This window comes from uncultured Odoribacter sp., from assembly GCF_937966165.1.
Taxonomy (GTDB): domain Bacteria; phylum Bacteroidota; class Bacteroidia; order Bacteroidales; family Marinifilaceae; genus Culturomica.
In genome coordinates this window covers 1-16,541 of the sequence record NZ_CALCLB010000016.1, presented here as the reverse complement: position 1 = coordinate 16,541, position 16,541 = coordinate 1, and the positions used below count along the sequence as shown (strand labels likewise).

Below are 16,541 nucleotides of genomic sequence, written 5' to 3'. Positions count from 1 at the left end.
AACGTTATTTATCCTCTCTATTTCTGTTTCTGCCCTTTCGGTAACAATTATAAAAAGAGTCTGTCGGAAAAGCATTCCGACAGACTCTTTGCCCAGGAAAAAGTGTATATTATTCTTCTTCTTTCTTCAAAGAATCTTCTACATAAGTAAATTCTCCCGTTCCGGTTAATTCATACTGTAAGGTATACAAAGGGGTAGAGCTGCCATCATATACTCCCACACTTACTGTGTAAAGAACGGTCAGTCCTTCAACAGGAGCTGCATCCGGATACATGCATTCCAACATAATTTTGATACCTTCCGGTAATCTCTCCCACATCAATGCTTTCAAATCCTCCTCACTCATGGCATTATAAGCATCCCCATTCTGTTGTTTCCAGGCAGACGGGCGGAAATCGAAGTTATTCTGGTATTCAGAACTACCGAAGTAATATTCGTTATTTCCGTATGAAGTTACATATCCGAGTCCCTTACTACTTATACCGGCCGGTACATCGATATTTTCCCATACCCAATCCGCTAACGCCTGGAAATGTCCGGTTCCCATTCCTTTACCCGGAGTGAGTATCAGGGTAACATTCGGGTTATATAACCACTTTCCGAGATAAGTATACTGTTCAGCAACCGTTTCTACCGGAATGTTATTGTATTTCCACGCTCCGCCAGTAAAAATATATTCGTCTGCTTTCAATTCGTTGACAGAACCCGTATAGTAACTATATACCACAGCTTTCACCTCTCCTTCCTGTGCATAAGGGAATTTCACGCCCAGGAACTGTGGCAGGTAATTTTCTGCTTTGATTGTAGAACTGAAATTATTATGGCTTCCCGGTTCACCCATAGCTTTATAATCAGCAGGATTTACAACGGCCACGTTATCTTTTTCAGCCCAGTCTGTTCCGTTGAAAGTATACATTGCCAGCCGGTTTTCGGTAATCATATTTGCCAGAGGCCTAATTGCTGAAGCAGAAGCCGTATAAGAAATCACTTTTACATTATCGATCTGATAAGTAGTGGTTTTCCCGTCTGTACCGGAACCTACATATTTGAAAGCAATATGTACCTTTCCGGAATAAGCACTTAAATTCAGTGTACCGGCCAGAGAAAAATTATCTGCATAACCGCTGGTTGGTTCTTTCGGCAATACAAAATGAGAAGTTACCTCTTCCCAGCTGGCTGCCAAAACGTCCCCGCTGAAATCCTTCGAAATCAAAATCTGCAGACATTCTGCATTGTAGTAGCCGACCTTCAGATCAAAAGAGAATAAAGGACTAGCATCTGCACTGATATTAATGCCCGGAGTAATCAACCAGGCTACATTTTCAGCTTCCCCGCTTCCGTTGGCAGAAAATTGAATATACTTATTATCTCCATAAGATTTACCTTGCCAGGTCCTCTTTGTACCTTTTTCCGTAAAATTCGTCCAGTCCGGTAAGTTTACATCCGCATTGGGGGTAACGTTTTCAAAATCTTCCTTGAATACTTCGGTCGTATTCACCGGAACATTATCTCCCACATATACATTATCCAGTTGATAAGTAGTGGTCTTTCCATCCGTACCGGAACCGGAATATTTAAAAGCAATAAAAATTTTTCCGTCATAACCGCTCATATCAGCCACACCGGCTACAATCCAATCAGCTGAATATCCGCTGGTAGGTTCTTTCGGAAGGTAGAAATTAGCCGTAATATCTTTCCAGGTAGCTGTCAGCGGATCCCCAGAAAAATCTTCAGATACCAATATTTGTAAACACTCAGCATTGTAATATCCTATTTTTAAGTCAAAAGTAAATGCCGGTGCCGTATAAATACTAACGTCAATACCCGGGGTAATCAACCAGCCCACATTTTCAGCCTCACCACTTCCGTTGGCAGAAAACTGTACATAATTATTCCCGTCATAAGCTTTGCCCTGCCAGGTTTTTTTTGTTCCTTTTTCTGTAAAGTTGGTCCAACCGGATAAATCCACATCAGCATTGGGGGTAACAGTCTCGAAATCTTCTGTAAAAGGAGCTCCGGGTTCTTCCCCGTCACCTCCGGGCTCTGTAGCCGAATACAAATAAGAGGCCAAAACATAAGCTCCGCCTTCAGCTTCCGGGAAAGCTGCCGCTAATATTTTAGGTAAATTTTTATCCGGATTTTTGGACGGAGTAAAAAAGGCATATTTATCATTATCCCAAACAGTAACATAATCTGCAGCACTGACAGTATAGGTCTGAGCTGCTGCCAATTCACTCAAATAAAGCGGTGTTTCTCCTCCAAAGTCGTAAGTAACCTTTACAGCAGAACCAGAAGAAGCGGTAAACCATTTTTTAGCCAAAAATGCCGGAATCACATCGTGTGCCGGAGTCGCTGCCGTCAGGTAAAAATTAGTCTTTACGGCCTTCAGTGCGTCTGCTTCTACTCCTTCTACTGTCAAGCCACTAATTGTAACATAATCATCTGCCGTAAGGGTGTATTCCTTATTAATCTGATTCTCCGGACGAGTCATATCATCCAAGCCATCAAAATTTTTATCATCGAAATCTTCACAACCTACTAATAAGAGTAGGGCTGCGAAATAAAAATAAATATTATTTTTTCTCATACTGCAATCTTATCTTTAAAATTAATCAGAATCCTTTAGAAAGCGATTTTCAAGCGAATAGAGTAATTACGTCCGAATCTGTAAAATACCTGATAAGCCGTTTTCCAATCGTGATTCGCCCCGTCTGTTGCATCTGAAATAGACTTATTATCCAATACATTATTCACATTCCCAAACAATGTTGCCCGGATTTTACCGATATAGAAGGAATAATTCACATTCATATCCAATTCTCCGGCAGAAGGCATTCTCCACGGAGTTTCATAAGCCTTAAACCCATTCATAACCAAATCACTTCCATTCGATCCTCCTACACTGAAATTTGCATAATTCCGCATCCAGTAAGTATAATCAGCACCTACCCTCAACCCTTTTAAAGGTTGGAACTTAGCACCCAAAGCAAAGGTAGTCTGTGCAGAATTTCCCACCCGGGTACCGTCTAAATCCAATACCATCTTGGCATGATCTTCTGCCTGTATACCAGAAGCAATATTTCCTTTATTGTCTTTCAAAGGTTGCCCGCTGGAATTGTAGAAATAACCGGTAGATACGCTATTCCATTTCCAGTCTCCTATTGAAAGCATACCATTAATATCCAGATCTTTAATCGGACGGAATACAAAATCCAATTCAATTCCCTGATGCAATGCATTCACTCCGCTCATATTAATTGTCGAACGGTCTTTGGTACCATCAGGTAAAGTAATATCCATCGTCCGGGTCATCGTCTTGTCTAACCATTCTGTACGGTAAAGATTTAAATTGGCACTAAACAAGGAAGAACGGAAACCGTAACCGACTTCCAAAGAAAAGACTTTTTCATTGACCGCATCCGGATTAGTCGCATTACTGTTCAAAGCATATAAGAATACCCCACCGGAATAAAAAGGTGCCCGGGAGATATAACCAATATTGGCAAATACATTGTGATTATCGGTCAGGTTGTAATTAGCCCCTCCTTTTACATTCCAACCAATAAAATTCTCAGTAGATGATTTTTCATGGTCTTTGTCGTAATAGAAATGATTTTTTTGCCAATAAGAAGTATTCGATACCGCACCGGCAACAAAAACACTCAGCGCTTCCCGGTTAAACTCAGCCTGTCCGAAAATTCCCTCCTGCATTACATAACCGTCGTAATCCCGGTAAACAACATCACCCACTTTCAATTTCTGATTTACCCATTCCGGATTATTGGCATTGGCATTATTATTCGCATTTACCTGAGCACGGTAGCGATCGATAAAAAAATCTCCACCGTAAAGATCCACCAGTTTATTGGTATGTGTTCCGTTATAATACCGTAAGTCAACTCCTCCATAAACATCAAAATATTTACCGATAGTAGTCGTATAAGTAGACATTAAGCCGTACCAATTGTGCTCGTTTATGGAATTTGACATGGCCATATAAGAGCCATTTTCACTGGAAGCATTCAGCTCATAAATCTTATCGTAAGCAAAAGTTCCATCGGCATTCCGGAAATATGTATTCAACGTTCCGTTGCTGGAACCAAACCACTGATTCGCATAATCGGAAGTACTTCCCAATCCTTTATACCCGCCTCCCCGGCCAATAGAAACATATAATACGGTAGAAAGACTGGATTTTTCATTAATCGTCCAGAAATGATTCAGGGAAATCTGGGGTTTGTGATAACGATTATAGCTGGAAGTCTTCCGTTCTCCATGCAAACCGAAACCATAAGTAGGATTATAACGGTATTGCCTGTCTTTACCCATATATTTTTCGACATTTTGCCATCCTTCTATTGTTAATCCATCGTAATTACTACGCTGATTATGCCATTGAGGCGCACCAAAAACAGTAAGAGAAAGCATATGAGAAGAATTAATCTGCTTGGAAATATTGGCAAAATACGAATAACTTTCAAATTCCGTACCCTGTATATAACCATCCCCCCAACTTTTAGCACCCAACAAAGTAATTGCCCAGCCTTTTCGTAAACCGGTTGAAACATTGAACATAACTTTATTGTAGCCGTCATTTCCCAAAGCATATGAAATTGAACCGCCTTCTTTAGCATCTGTAGTACGCGTTACAATGTTTATAGAACCACCCACGGAAGGAGAAGAAACTTTAGAAGCACCTAAACCTCTTTGAACCTGCATAGAACGCGTTACATCCGACAAACCAGCCCAGTTTGACCAATATAATCCTCCCCATTCCATATCGTTCATCGGGACACCGTTAATCATAACAGCTATATTAGCCTGCTCAAACCCGCGTAAATTAATTCGGGAATCTCCGAAAGCACCTCCTGATTTCGTTGCATATACCCCTGGAGTAGATTTTAAAATTTCCGGAAATTCCTGTGTTGAAAGTTTATTTTCAATCTCTACCGGTTCAATCACAGAAATGGCTACCGGCGTCTTTCTCCGAACAGCAACAGATGCCGTTACCGTAACGTCACCTAAACCGATGGATTGGGTTTCCATTTTGATTATTCCTAAATTGAGAGGTTTAGCAGTAATCTTTACTTCCTTTTTCAATTCCCTATACCCTACACAGCGAAAAATCAAAACCTGATCCTCCATCTTAGAAGTCTCCAAGACAAAGCTTCCATCCAGCTTTGTTGCCGCTCCTTCTCCGGTTCCCTGCACCATAACCGTTGCCCCTACCAATTCTTCTTTTGTTTGCGAGTCAATAATTTTGCCCTTTACGACTCCCTGAGCCATAGTCGTCCATGCCAGCAACAGCATAGGAACTATACACACCAGACATTTTACAAAGGTTTTCTTCATATAAAAACGTTTAATTATTAATTTAGCCACCTCACCAAAAAAACGTACGTTTTTTTTAGGTATATTTTAAAAAATCATGTCACAAAGTTAAATATTATAAAAGAAAAACATAGGCTTTTTTCAATCTTAACAAAAACTTCTTTTCTTTGCTGTTTATATTGTACATTTAACAACTCATTAATACTCAAAAAATCATATATTTACAGAATAGGAATCTTTTAAAAAGAGGCAGGAAACAGACCGGAATTACAGAATAAATATTCTATAATCTGTATTATTCAGGCCCGCTGATCTGCTTAAATGCAACCATAGGGACTTAAAAACTTTCAAAACAAAGAGAGTAATGAAACAATATTTTGTAACTATTTAAAAAAATTATTAATTTTGTTTGGTATGCACCTAAATCGTTCAGACATGAATAAATTACTCTTTTCTTTTTTTATAATTTGCTTTTTTTTACCCCTTCAGGCAAATATTCCCTGCAAATTAAATCTGGATCAAAACTGGACGTTTCGTCAATATAACATAGGGTGCTGGCTACCGGCTTCTGTTCCCGGCACTGTACACACGGATTTACTGGATAACGGGCAAATTCCGGACCCCTTTTACCGGGTAAACGAGAAAGAATTGCAATGGATTGATAAATTAAACTGGGAATACAAAACGACCTTTTATATAAATGATACGGTATGGAACAAAAGCCATAAAAGACTGACTTTTTTAGGCCTCGACACTTATGCCGATATTTATCTAAACGGGCAGAAATTAGGCCATGCCGACAATATGTTCAGGACTTGGAGTTACGACATTTCTTCTCCTTTACAAAAAGGAGAAAACGAACTAAGGGTAGTGTTTTATTCTCCTGTCACGGAAGGATTAAAAGCAATGGAAAATTACGGTCTGAAACTACCGGCCGGAAATGATCAAAGTATATTAGGTGGTATGGGCAACAATCAAGTAAGCGTATTCACCCGTAAAGCTCCTTATAACTATGGCTGGGACTGGGGCCCCCGCTTAGTTACCTCCGGAATTTGGCGGAATGTAATAATAGAAGCCTGGGAAGACGTGAAAATTGAAGACATCTTTATTCACCAATTGAAAGTTAACCAAAAAGCAGCCCAACTGAATGCAGAAATTTCAGTAACCTCAGCAGGCCGTCAGGAAGTGACAATCGAAATCCTTAACAGTAATAAAACGATCAGTCAGCAAAATCTCATACTTAAAAACGGGAAAAATCACATCGGACTTCCCGCAAATATACGGAATCCTCGTCTATGGTGGAGCAATGGGTTAGGGAAACCGGAATTATATACTTTTCAAATAAATGTAAGAAGAAATGACAGTCTATTGGATAGTCGGCAAATCACTACCGGTTTACGGACTTTACATCTCATCCGGAAAAAAGATACAAACGGTGAAACGTTTTATTTCGAATTAAACGGGATTCCTGTATTTGCCAAAGGGGCAAATTATATTCCCAATGATGTATTCTTACCACGTGTAAATCCGTCTGATTACGAAAAAGTAATAGCAGATGCTAAAAATGCCCATATGAATATGCTCCGGGTCTGGGGCGGAGGCATATATGAGAATGATTATTTCTATGAACTATGTGACAAAAACGGAATTATGATCTGGCAAGATTTTATGTTTGCCTGTTCCATGTATCCCGGTACACCTGAATTTTTGGAAAATATCCGGCAGGAAGCGAAAGATAATCTGCTGCGTTTACGGAATCATCCGTGTATAGCCTTATGGTGTGGCAATAACGAAATAGGGGGTGCCTGGCATCAGGGATCTCCCGGAGGCTGGGGCTGGAAAAAACAATATACCATTGCACAACAGGATACGTTATTTAAAGCATATACAACCATCTTTCACCGGATTCTTCCGGATGCAGTAGCAAAGTACTCTGTAAATACTCCTTATTGGCCCTCCTCTCCAATGGGCGGATCGGGCAAACTCGATTTCGAATCACAAGCGGGAAACAGTGGCGATAACCATTATTGGGGAGTATGGCATGGCAAGCACCGTCTGGAAGAATTTTCCAATCATATCGGACGGTTTATGAGCGAATACGGTTTCCAGTCTTTTCCTGAATTTGCAACGATAAAAAAATATACCCTTCCGGAAGATTACAATATTGAATCAGAGGTTATGGCTTCCCATCAGCGCAGCGGAATTGGAAACCTGAGAATACAGGAGTACATGGGTTGGTATTATTCCCTTCCGGAAGATTTTGAACAATTTCTCTATACCAGTCAGTTGTTACAAGCCCGGGCAATGAAAACAGCCTTGCAGGTACACCGTCAGGCAATGCCTTATTGTATGGGATCCCTCGTATGGCAATTAAATGATTGCTGGCCGGTTGCCAGCTGGTCCACCACCGACTATTATCACCAATGGAAAGCCGCCCATTATGCTATTCGGGAGAGCTGTAAGCCTACCATTTTGATTCCTCTTCAGACCGAACAGGCGGAGCTGGAACTTTGGGTAGCTAATGATCTTCTTCAAAAAATCAATGGAACTTATTCCATTGAGCTATTTGATTTCGACGGTCAAAAACACAATACTCTGAAAGACCGGTTTTCTATCGGAGCAAATCAATCCCACAAAATTGTTTCCTGTTCTATAGAGGACTTTTTAAAAGGGAAAAAGAAAACCCAAGTAGTAGCTGTATTGAAAATCTGCCAAGGGAAAAATACCCTAGACGAACAATACTTTTATTTCACAGAACCTAAAAATCTGGAATTACCCAAGCAACCGCAAATCACAATTCAAACATCTGTAAAGAATGGGAAAAAATACCTGACAGCAACGACCAATAAAATCGCATGCAATGTGCTTTTCTATTCTCCGGATACCCGGATGACTTTTTCCAACAATTACATCGACCTTTTGCCCGGCAAAACTTATATCATCGAATTCCAGACAGAAGCGGAACATTACACAATAAATACCCGCTTCCTCCAATGAAAGATTTCTGCCAACCCCTTCATTGACAGCACGCTGATTAACGAAATGAAAATTCCTCCTTTTATCAAACGGAATATGCTGAATCAACGGGTCTTTGGACAAGCATACGCGCGTACAAAGAGCTGTCCCTGGGGAATATAAATTTCCCCAATGTCTTTGTTCAACGTATGGGTAACAGCACTACCGGATTTCGGAACCGGGCATCATTTCTTTGTCCGGACGGACAAAAGAGAGAACACCATCGGCATTTGCAGCCATCAGAATCATTCCCTGGGATTCGATTCCTTTCAGATTTTTGGATTCCAGATTCACCAAAATACTTACCTGTTGGCCAACCACTTCTTCGGGAGTATAATACTCAGCAATTCCGGAAACCACAGTACGGGTATCTATCCCGGTATCAATTGTCAGTTTTAACAGCTTTTTGGTTTTGGCCACCTTTTCCGCTGCCACTATCTTTCCGACACGGATGTCCATTTGCTGAAAATCTTCAAACGAAATATTTTCTTTAGCAGCTGCAGCTTTTACACTAGCCAATTCATTGGCTTTTTTTGTTGCCAGTAATCTATCAATTTGCCGCTGTATCTCTTCGTCTTCAATCTTGTCAAATAATAAACCGGCTTCATTAATCCGGTGTCCGGCAGGGATAACGTCCCCTCCCATCTTTTCCCAAGCCACAGTTGCTACATTCAAAAAAAACCTCAACTTTGCAGCACTAAACGGCATAAACGGTTCTGTAAGGACAGATAAGTCAGCAGCAATCTGCAAACAAATATTCAATATCGTCTTTACCCGCGATTCATCTGTTTTAATTAATTTCCAAGGTTCCGTATCGGCCAAATATTTATTTCCCAGACGAGCCAACCCCATACATTCTTTCAATGCTTCACGGAAATGGAAATGATCCAGATTTTTCTCTACCCTCTCTATAATTTGAGGAATCTCTGCCAGCACCTGTTTATCGTAATCTGTCAGTTCTCCCCGCTCAGGAACAATGCCTCCGAAATACTTATGGGTCAAAACAAGAGCCCGGTTGATAAAATTCCCGTAAATGGCCACTAATTCACTATTATTACGGGTCTGAAAATCCTTCCAGGTAAAATCGTTATCTTTTGTCTCAGGAGCATTAGCGGTCAGCACATATCGCAAAACATCCTGCTTTCCTTCAAAATCCCTCAAATATTCATGGAGCCATACCGCCCAATTCCGGGAAGTAGAAATCTTATCTCCTTCCAGGTTTAAAAATTCATTGGCAGGTACATTATCCGGCAAAATATAAGTTCCCTCTGCCTTTAACATAGCAGGGAAAATGATGCAGTGAAAAACGATATTGTCTTTCCCGATAAAATGGATCATCCGGGTCTCCTTATCTTTCCAGTATTTTTCCCAATCCGGTGTCAGATCCTTCGTAGCAGAAATATACCCGATAGGCGCGTCAAACCATACATACAATACTTTACCTTCTGCGCCTTCTACCGGAACCGGCACTCCCCAATCCAAATCCCGGGTGACGGCACGGGGTTGCAACCCGTTATCCAGCCAGGATTTACATTGGCCGTAGACATTGCTCTTCCATTCTTTATGTTCTTCCAATATCCATTTTTTCAGCCAGTTTTCATACTGATCCAGAGGTAAATACCAATGTTTAGTCTCTTTCAGCTGAGGGGTATTCCCGGTTATGGCAGATACCGGATTGATCAGATCTGTAGCGTTTAAACTGGTTCCGCAAGATTCACATTGATCACCGTATGCCCGCTCGTTTCCACAGATGGGACATTTTCCGATAATATAGCGGTCTGCCAGAAATTGCCCGGCTTTTTCATCATAAAACTGCTGGGATGTTTTTTCGATAAATTTTCCCTCTTCATACAATTTTTTGAAAAAAGCTGAAGACAACTCATGGTGAGTAGCCGAACTCGTACGGGAATAGATATCAAAAGATATCCCAAATTCTTCAAAAGATTTTTTTATCAGATTATGATAACGGTCCACAATATCCTGAGGCGTTACACCTTCCTTCTGGGCCTTTATCGTAATAGGCACTCCATGCTCATCGGAACCTCCGATAAATACCACCTCTTCCCCTTTTGCCCTTAGATATCTCACATAAATATCAGCAGGTACGTACACCCCGGCTAAATGCCCGATATGTACCGGACCATTTGCATATGGTAAAGCCGTCGTTACTAGATTTCTTTTGAAATGACCCATATTTTTATTTTTAATGATTTGCGGAATAATTAAGGCGCAAATTTACAAAAAAATCGTATTTTCGCACACGAATAAACCGAAAGTCCGAACCGGAAATTATTTTTTGTTTGAATTTTTATAAATCGACCTATGTTACGTCCTCCCTATCTTCAAGCCGGAGACAAAGTCGCCTTGGTTTCTCCTGCAGGTATAATCGCTCCGGAATGTATTGAATACGCTGAAAAGATATTATGTTCCTGGGGACTTATCCCTGTCAGAGGAAGATACGCTATTTCCAGGTATAATCATTTCTCCGGCAGTGATTACGAACGTTTACAGGACATGCAATGGGCTATGGACGAAGAAGAAATCCGGGCTATTTTTTGTACCTGCGGCGGATACGGTTGCCTGAGAATTATTGAAAAATTAGATTATTCTCTCTTTCAGGGGAATCCGAAATGGCTGATCGGCTGTCAGGAAATCTCCATCTTTCATTCGCAAATAAATGAATTGGGTCTGGAAAGCTTATATGCCCCCATGCTTTGCGCTTATCCTAATCTCACAGCAATGGCTTTGGAACGTATTAAAGGTTTTTTATTCGGAAGCATAACGAGCTATAAAATAGAAAAAAATGCCTTAGCTTATCCGGGAATTGTAGAAGCCGAATTAACCGGAGGTGATATCTGTATCATTCATCATTTACAATCGACTACGATTCAACACGATCTGAAAGGCACCGTACTTTTTCTGGATAGCAGCTATACAGATCTGGAAACAGAAAAAATAATAAGGTATATGAAGCTCTCCCGAATCTTCCAACATTTGAGGGGATTAATCATATGTAATAAAAATTTAAATACAAATATTGAATTAACTCAACTGATACAGGAAATTACGGAAACTTATGACTATCCCGTATACACCGGTATTCCTTCATCCGATCAGCCGGACAGCTATCCGATCCTACTGGGTAGCAACCTTCGGTTTGCCGTAAATGATTCGGATATTGAAGTTGACTTCGTATAAAATTTCCCTATTATCAATTTTAAAAGGATTTATCATCCTGCTTGACTAAAAACAATTTACTCATGAATAAACCTACGTATTTATCTGATTTGACAACCTTGCGCGAATTTTGCGATTCCTATACACTTTCTTCTGTTCACAACCGCCTGCCTTTAATCGGAGTATCTGCAAATCTGGAAAATGAGATTTCCACTGTAAAAAACGATTACACCAACTCTATTATAGCAGGTGGCGGCATTCCGGTTATTCTGCCTGTCCACACGGATTTAGCCATTCTTGAAGAAATGTTTTCTTCCCTGGACGGTCTCCTGCTCACCGGCGGAGGCGATATCAACCCTTTATTTTATCAGGAAGAACCTTTACCGGCACTGGGAAATTTGTCCGCATTGCGCGATCAATACGATCTGATGTTATTAAAAATGGCTTATGACAGGCAATTGCCTATATTTGGGATCTGCAGAGGCCATCAAGTAATTAATATCTTTTTTGGAGGCACTTTATATCAGGATATTTACTCTCAGATAAATTCCCCTTTATTAAAACACCAGCAAACTGCAGAAGGAAATCAGGGAACTCACTATGTGGAAGTAGCTCCCGGCAGCAAACTCAAAGAAATCCTGGGGCAGGATAAAATTCTTGTGAATACGTTTCATCATGAGTCCAACAAAGATATTGCTCCCGGATTCCGGAATACAGCTCTGTCTTCCGACGGGATACTGGAAGCTTCTGAACCGTTATCTGATACGGGACCGCAGATCTTAAGCGTACAATGGCATCCGGAAAAAATGGCTGCAGCCAATGACCCGGCTATGGTAAACTTGTTTCAGTATTTTGTCGGCCAGGCCCAGCTGTACAAAAAATGCAAACAAATACATACCCATATTTATACCATTGACTCTCATGTGGATACTCCTCTTTTTTTTACCGAGGATTTTTCTATTGCACAAAGAGAAAACGGGGCCAAAGTCTCTCTGCCTAAAATGCAGGAAGGTTTACTCGACTGTATATTTATGGCGGCTTATTTAAAACAGGGAGAACGGGATGAAGAATCGTTACGTCAAGCGACAGAACGTACTGTCACTATTATCAATCAAATCAAACAGCAAATTGAAGCCAATCAGGAATGGGTAGGCCTGGCTACCTGTCCCGAAGATTTATATTACCTGAAAAGAAATGGGAAAAAGACCTTTTTTATCGGCATAGAAAACGGATATGCCTTAGGAAGGAATATCCGGAATGTAGCCCGTTTCCAGAAGATGGGAGTAAGTTATATGACCCTTTGTCATAACGGCAATAACGGCATTTGCGATTCTGCAAAAGGAGAACCCGAACACAACGGATTGAGTAAATTCGGTCAAAAGGTAATACAGGAAATGAACCGAACCGGGATTATGGTGGACATTTCCCACGTCTCAGAAAAAACTTTTTACGACGTAATCCGCATCAGTCGCACTCCTGTTATTGCTTCACATTCTTCGGCAAAAGCGCTTTGCGATCATCCACGTAACCTGGACGACGATCAACTGAGAGCCATCGCTTCTGTAAAAGGAGTCGTACAAGTATGCCTTTATGAAGGATTTCTCTCCCGAACTCACCGTTCTACCCTGAAAGATGCCATACAACACATCGATTATATCGTCAATTTAATCGGGGAAGACTATGTTGGCATTGGTTCTGATTTTGACGGAGGAGGAGGTATAGAAGGCTGTAACGCCTCAAATGAAATGGTAAATATCACCCGTGAATTATTACGCCTCGGATATTCTTCTGAAAGTATAAAAAAAATATGGGGAGGAAACCTATTACGAGTAATGCAAACGGTACAAGATTATGCTGCCAGAAAACACAGGTAGCAGATATATATAGCTTTATTCCGGTAAAGCAAATTATTATTTTTATATTTTTGTATCCCTAAAGCAATACTCAGATGTAAAAATATTCAGCGGAGAAAAGACCAAGAGCGTTTCGTAACCGGTTAAGACAGGCTAACCGACAAAGTGTAACAGCTTCAAAGAAAAGAATAAACCAATCACTCTCCTGCTGAACAGCTGAACATTTAAACAAATATAAACGGCGATCAGAGAATTTATGCAAAAAATAAAATTGTTATTTCTCCCTTTTTTCTTTCTTTTTCTCGAAGGATGTTTTTCTTCTGCTATCTATGAAGATTATCAAAACATTCCTCAGGAAAAATGGAAGATCAATTCGGACATTCAATTTGAAGTAGAAATTCCCCAAAACGGGAAATACGATTTTATTCTGTGTATCCGGCATTCGACAGATTACGAAATGGCTAATCTTTGGTGTTTTCTCTCTATTGCCGACTCTACCCGAGCAATTTACAGGGATTCTGCTAATATTACTGTTGCAGATACTGACGGCAAATGGAGAGGCAAAGGAAATCTTCTCAAAACGTTGGAATATCCTTTGCCCGTTCCTTATTCCTTAAACACAGGCAAATATGTTATTTCTGTCCGTCAAGGAATGCGCATTCCTGTGTTAAAGGGAATTAAAAACGTTGGTTTGATTGTCCGCTCAACAAAATCTGCTCCCACTGAAAAGTAATAAATTTAAACATTTTACATGGCTAAAAATAAACTGGCAAAATTTGCGGAAATGGAGGTCCTGAAAAACGTTTTTCAGCCAAAACACAAAGAAATATTCCGAACAGACTATTTCCTTAAAGGTCATTGGCGAGAAAAAATTTTTCAGAATAATCATCCCATTGTATTGGAAATTGGATGCGGAAAAGGAGAATATACCGTTGGCTTAAGCGAACTCTATCCCGAAAAAAATTTTATCGGAATAGATATCAAGGGAGCCCGGATGTGGCACGGTGCCAAAATAGCTCTGGAAAAGGGATTGCCCAATGCAGTCTTTCTCCGTATTTATGCAGAAATGTTAGAATCGGTCTTTGCCCCTCACGAAATATCGGAGATCTGGATTACTTTTCCGGATCCCCAAATGGCCAAAGCCCGTAAAAGACTAACAGGAAGCCGCTTTTTAAATCTTTACAAAAAAATCCTGATCCCCAACGGCCATATTCACCTGAAAACGGACAGTCCATTTCTGTTTGCTTATACGGTTGCATTGATCGGACACAATCAGTTAAAAGCTTTTATTTGTACAGAGGATTTATATCGTTGTGAAGGCCAGGATAAAATTTTGGGTATTCAAACTTTTTACGAGCAACAATGGTTGTCCCGAGGCAAAACAATCAAATACATTCAATTCGCTTTAGAAGGTAGTGATTTTATACAAGAACCTGATATTGAACTAGAAAAAGATGATTACCACAGTGAAGCCCGTTATATGAACTTATCCCCCAAACAATAATTTGCAGAAAAATGAAAAAGAGGGTTTTAATGGCGATGAGCGGAGGCATTGACAGTACTGTTGCCGCTATGTTATTGCTAGAGCAAGGTTACGAACTGGTAGGTATAACATACCGGACATTCGATAATATATCCAGGGGATGTATGGAAAAAGAAAAGGGATGCTGCAGTGTTGATTCTCTTTTTGAAGCGAAAAGGATGGCTGAAAAACTGGGTTTTGAACATCATATTCTGGATATCCGGGAACAATTTAAAAATACCGTTATCCGGAATTTTATAGATGAATATTTACAGGGCCGAACTCCCAATCCCTGTGTATTATGCAATTCTACAATTAAATGGGGAAAATTACTGGAAACCGCTGAGGAGTATAATTGTACCTATATTGCAACCGGTCATTACGCCCGGATCGGAAAAGAAAACGACCGCTACTTTCTACGCAAAGGAATAGATGAAACGAAAGACCAAACTTATTTTCTCTGGAAACTAACGCAAGAAAACCTGGCCCGGACACTTTTCCCTCTGGGAGAACTGACAAAGCCTCAGGTCCGCCGGATTGCCCTGGAACAGGGATATGAAAAATTATCTCAAAAAAGTGAAAGTCAGGAAATTTGTTTTATCCCCGATAATGATTACCGGAATTTTCTGGCGAATCAGGTAGAAAATTTTTCCGGGAATTACGGTCCGGGGCTTTTCGTAGATACTTCCGGTAAGGTGTTAGGAGAGCACAAAGGTTTTCCGAATTACACTATCGGACAAAGAAAAGGGTTGGGCATAGCTTTAGGTCATCCCATGTTTGTTGTAGCGATCAATGCTTTGGAAAATAAAGTCGTTCTGGGTACAAAGGAAGAATTAAAAGGTAAAATTTTCTATGTAAAGGGAATTAATCTAATGAAATATTCCAGCGTCCCGGCAGGGTTAATTGTTTCCGTCAAAATTCGCTACCGGAATGCTGGTGGTTTAGCCGCTATATTTCCCGAAAATGAGCAATTCAGAATCGTTTTTCAGGAAGCCACCGATTCGATCACACCCGGGCAAAGCGCAGTTTTTTACGAAGGAAATGACGTCGTCGGCGGAGGTATTATCGCTTAGTTCACCTTGCGGCCGTATAAACCTAAATTATTTTATCTTTGTAAGGTGTGCTTTACAATAATTTTCCAATTCCAGGATCCGACTGACATAAACCAGTGAATAATCGGTAGAATGATCGTTCACATAATTATAAAAATATACGATTTTATGAGCAAGATTGACTTTGAAGATGTCATCTTCACTTCTCTGAAATTCCCGATATAATATCTCCCCCAGCATACCGCATTTTTCAACAAAATAATCATCCTCCGACAATTTTTCCAGAATCTTTTCCTTTTCTTCTTCCAGAAAGAAATCACGAAATTGCCCGAAATAATTGGTATACAATTTTTCCAATTGCTCTTTCCTTTCGTCCTCCTTTTCTTTATCTCCCGTAAATATCAGTTCCAACGAATCAAAGAATGTACGGATAATGCGTGAAATATAATCGCGTGATAACATATATATCTTATTAATTTATCTGCGAAAATAGAGAATTTTTACCGAATAAAAAAAGGAGCCGCAAATTACGGCTCCTTAAATTCGGCATCTACCTACTCTCCCACCTGTGCGGCAGTACCATCGGCGTGA

The 16,541-nt window shown here is 40.3% G+C and carries 10 protein-coding genes; 6 read left to right on the top strand and 4 right to left on the bottom strand.

Annotated features, from left to right (window positions below; translation table 11 throughout):
• Window positions 1-109: 109 nt before the first annotated feature.
• Entirely contained in the window at window positions 110-2,587 is a 2,478-nt protein-coding gene (locus tag Q0465_RS06805; protein WP_298614372.1) for a choice-of-anchor J domain-containing protein, read from the bottom strand.
• Window positions 2,588-2,622: 35 nt separating this feature from the next.
• Complete coding sequence (locus Q0465_RS06800) at window positions 2,623-5,352, bottom strand: TonB-dependent receptor (protein WP_298614370.1); 2,730 nt, start codon at window positions 5,350-5,352, stop codon at window positions 2,623-2,625.
• Window positions 5,353-5,766: 414 nt separating this feature from the next.
• Here Q0465_RS06800 and Q0465_RS06795 point away from each other — a divergent pair, with 414 nt between their 5' ends.
• A complete protein-coding gene (locus tag Q0465_RS06795) occupies window positions 5,767-8,328 on the top strand; it encodes a glycoside hydrolase family 2 protein (RefSeq protein WP_298614368.1) in 2,562 nt (853 codons plus the stop codon).
• Between the two features lie 180 nt (window positions 8,329-8,508).
• On the opposite strand, the gene metG is transcribed toward Q0465_RS06795, so the two are convergent.
• Window positions 8,509-10,539, bottom strand: coding sequence for a methionine--tRNA ligase (gene metG / locus Q0465_RS06790; RefSeq protein WP_298614366.1), 2,031 nt, complete (start codon window positions 10,537-10,539; stop codon window positions 8,509-8,511).
• A 129-nt stretch (window positions 10,540-10,668) separates the two neighbouring features.
• Here metG and Q0465_RS06785 point away from each other — a divergent pair, with 129 nt between their 5' ends.
• The 5 genes from Q0465_RS06785 to mnmA all read left to right on the top strand — a co-directional run bounded on the left by Q0465_RS06785 (window position 10,669) and on the right by mnmA (window position 15,971).
• Window positions 10,669-11,544 (top strand): LD-carboxypeptidase, encoded by an 876-nt coding sequence (locus tag Q0465_RS06785; RefSeq protein WP_298614364.1) that lies wholly within the window; start codon window positions 10,669-10,671, stop codon window positions 11,542-11,544.
• A gap of 62 nt (window positions 11,545-11,606) precedes the next feature.
• Window positions 11,607-13,397 (top strand): membrane dipeptidase, encoded by a 1,791-nt coding sequence (locus tag Q0465_RS06780; RefSeq protein WP_298614362.1) that lies wholly within the window; start codon window positions 11,607-11,609, stop codon window positions 13,395-13,397.
• Window positions 13,398-13,632: 235 nt separating this feature from the next.
• Entirely contained in the window at window positions 13,633-14,109 is a 477-nt protein-coding gene (locus Q0465_RS06775; RefSeq protein ID WP_298614360.1) for a gliding motility lipoprotein GldH, read from the top strand.
• A gap of 18 nt (window positions 14,110-14,127) precedes the next feature.
• Entirely contained in the window at window positions 14,128-14,880 is a 753-nt protein-coding gene (gene trmB, locus Q0465_RS06770) for a tRNA (guanosine(46)-N7)-methyltransferase TrmB (protein ID WP_298614358.1), read from the top strand.
• An 11-nt stretch (window positions 14,881-14,891) separates the two neighbouring features.
• Window positions 14,892-15,971: a tRNA 2-thiouridine(34) synthase MnmA gene (mnmA, locus tag Q0465_RS06765; protein ID WP_298614356.1), complete on the top strand. Its 1,080-nt coding sequence runs from the start codon at window positions 14,892-14,894 to the stop codon at window positions 15,969-15,971.
• Window positions 15,972-15,998: 27 nt separating this feature from the next.
• On the opposite strand, the gene Q0465_RS06760 is transcribed toward mnmA, so the two are convergent.
• Complete coding sequence (locus tag Q0465_RS06760) at window positions 15,999-16,412, bottom strand: hypothetical protein (protein WP_298614354.1); 414 nt, start codon at window positions 16,410-16,412, stop codon at window positions 15,999-16,001.
• Between the last annotated feature and the right edge of the window lie 129 nt (window positions 16,413-16,541).

What these genes read in the sequence shown, in the direction of transcription:
- Q0465_RS06800 (WP_298614370.1), bottom strand. Translation starts at nt 5,352, where the DNA reads ATGAAGAAAACCTTTGTAAAATGTCTGGTGTGTATAGTTCCTATGCTG.
- Q0465_RS06760 (WP_298614354.1), bottom strand. Translation starts at nt 16,412, where the DNA reads ATGTTATCACGCGATTATATTTCACGCATTATCCGTACATTCTTTGAT.
- Q0465_RS06780 (WP_298614362.1), top strand. Translation starts at nt 11,607, where the DNA reads ATGAATAAACCTACGTATTTATCTGATTTGACAACCTTGCGCGAATTT.
- Q0465_RS06805 (WP_298614372.1), bottom strand. Translation starts at nt 2,587, where the DNA reads ATGAGAAAAAATAATATTTATTTTTATTTCGCAGCCCTACTCTTATTA.
- Q0465_RS06795 (WP_298614368.1), top strand. Translation starts at nt 5,767, where the DNA reads ATGAATAAATTACTCTTTTCTTTTTTTATAATTTGCTTTTTTTTACCC.
- trmB (WP_298614358.1), top strand. Translation starts at nt 14,128, where the DNA reads ATGGCTAAAAATAAACTGGCAAAATTTGCGGAAATGGAGGTCCTGAAA.
- metG (WP_298614366.1), bottom strand. Translation starts at nt 10,539, where the DNA reads ATGGGTCATTTCAAAAGAAATCTAGTAACGACGGCTTTACCATATGCA.
- mnmA (WP_298614356.1), top strand. Translation starts at nt 14,892, where the DNA reads ATGAAAAAGAGGGTTTTAATGGCGATGAGCGGAGGCATTGACAGTACT.
- Q0465_RS06785 (WP_298614364.1), top strand. Translation starts at nt 10,669, where the DNA reads ATGTTACGTCCTCCCTATCTTCAAGCCGGAGACAAAGTCGCCTTGGTT.
- Q0465_RS06775 (WP_298614360.1), top strand. Translation starts at nt 13,633, where the DNA reads ATGCAAAAAATAAAATTGTTATTTCTCCCTTTTTTCTTTCTTTTTCTC.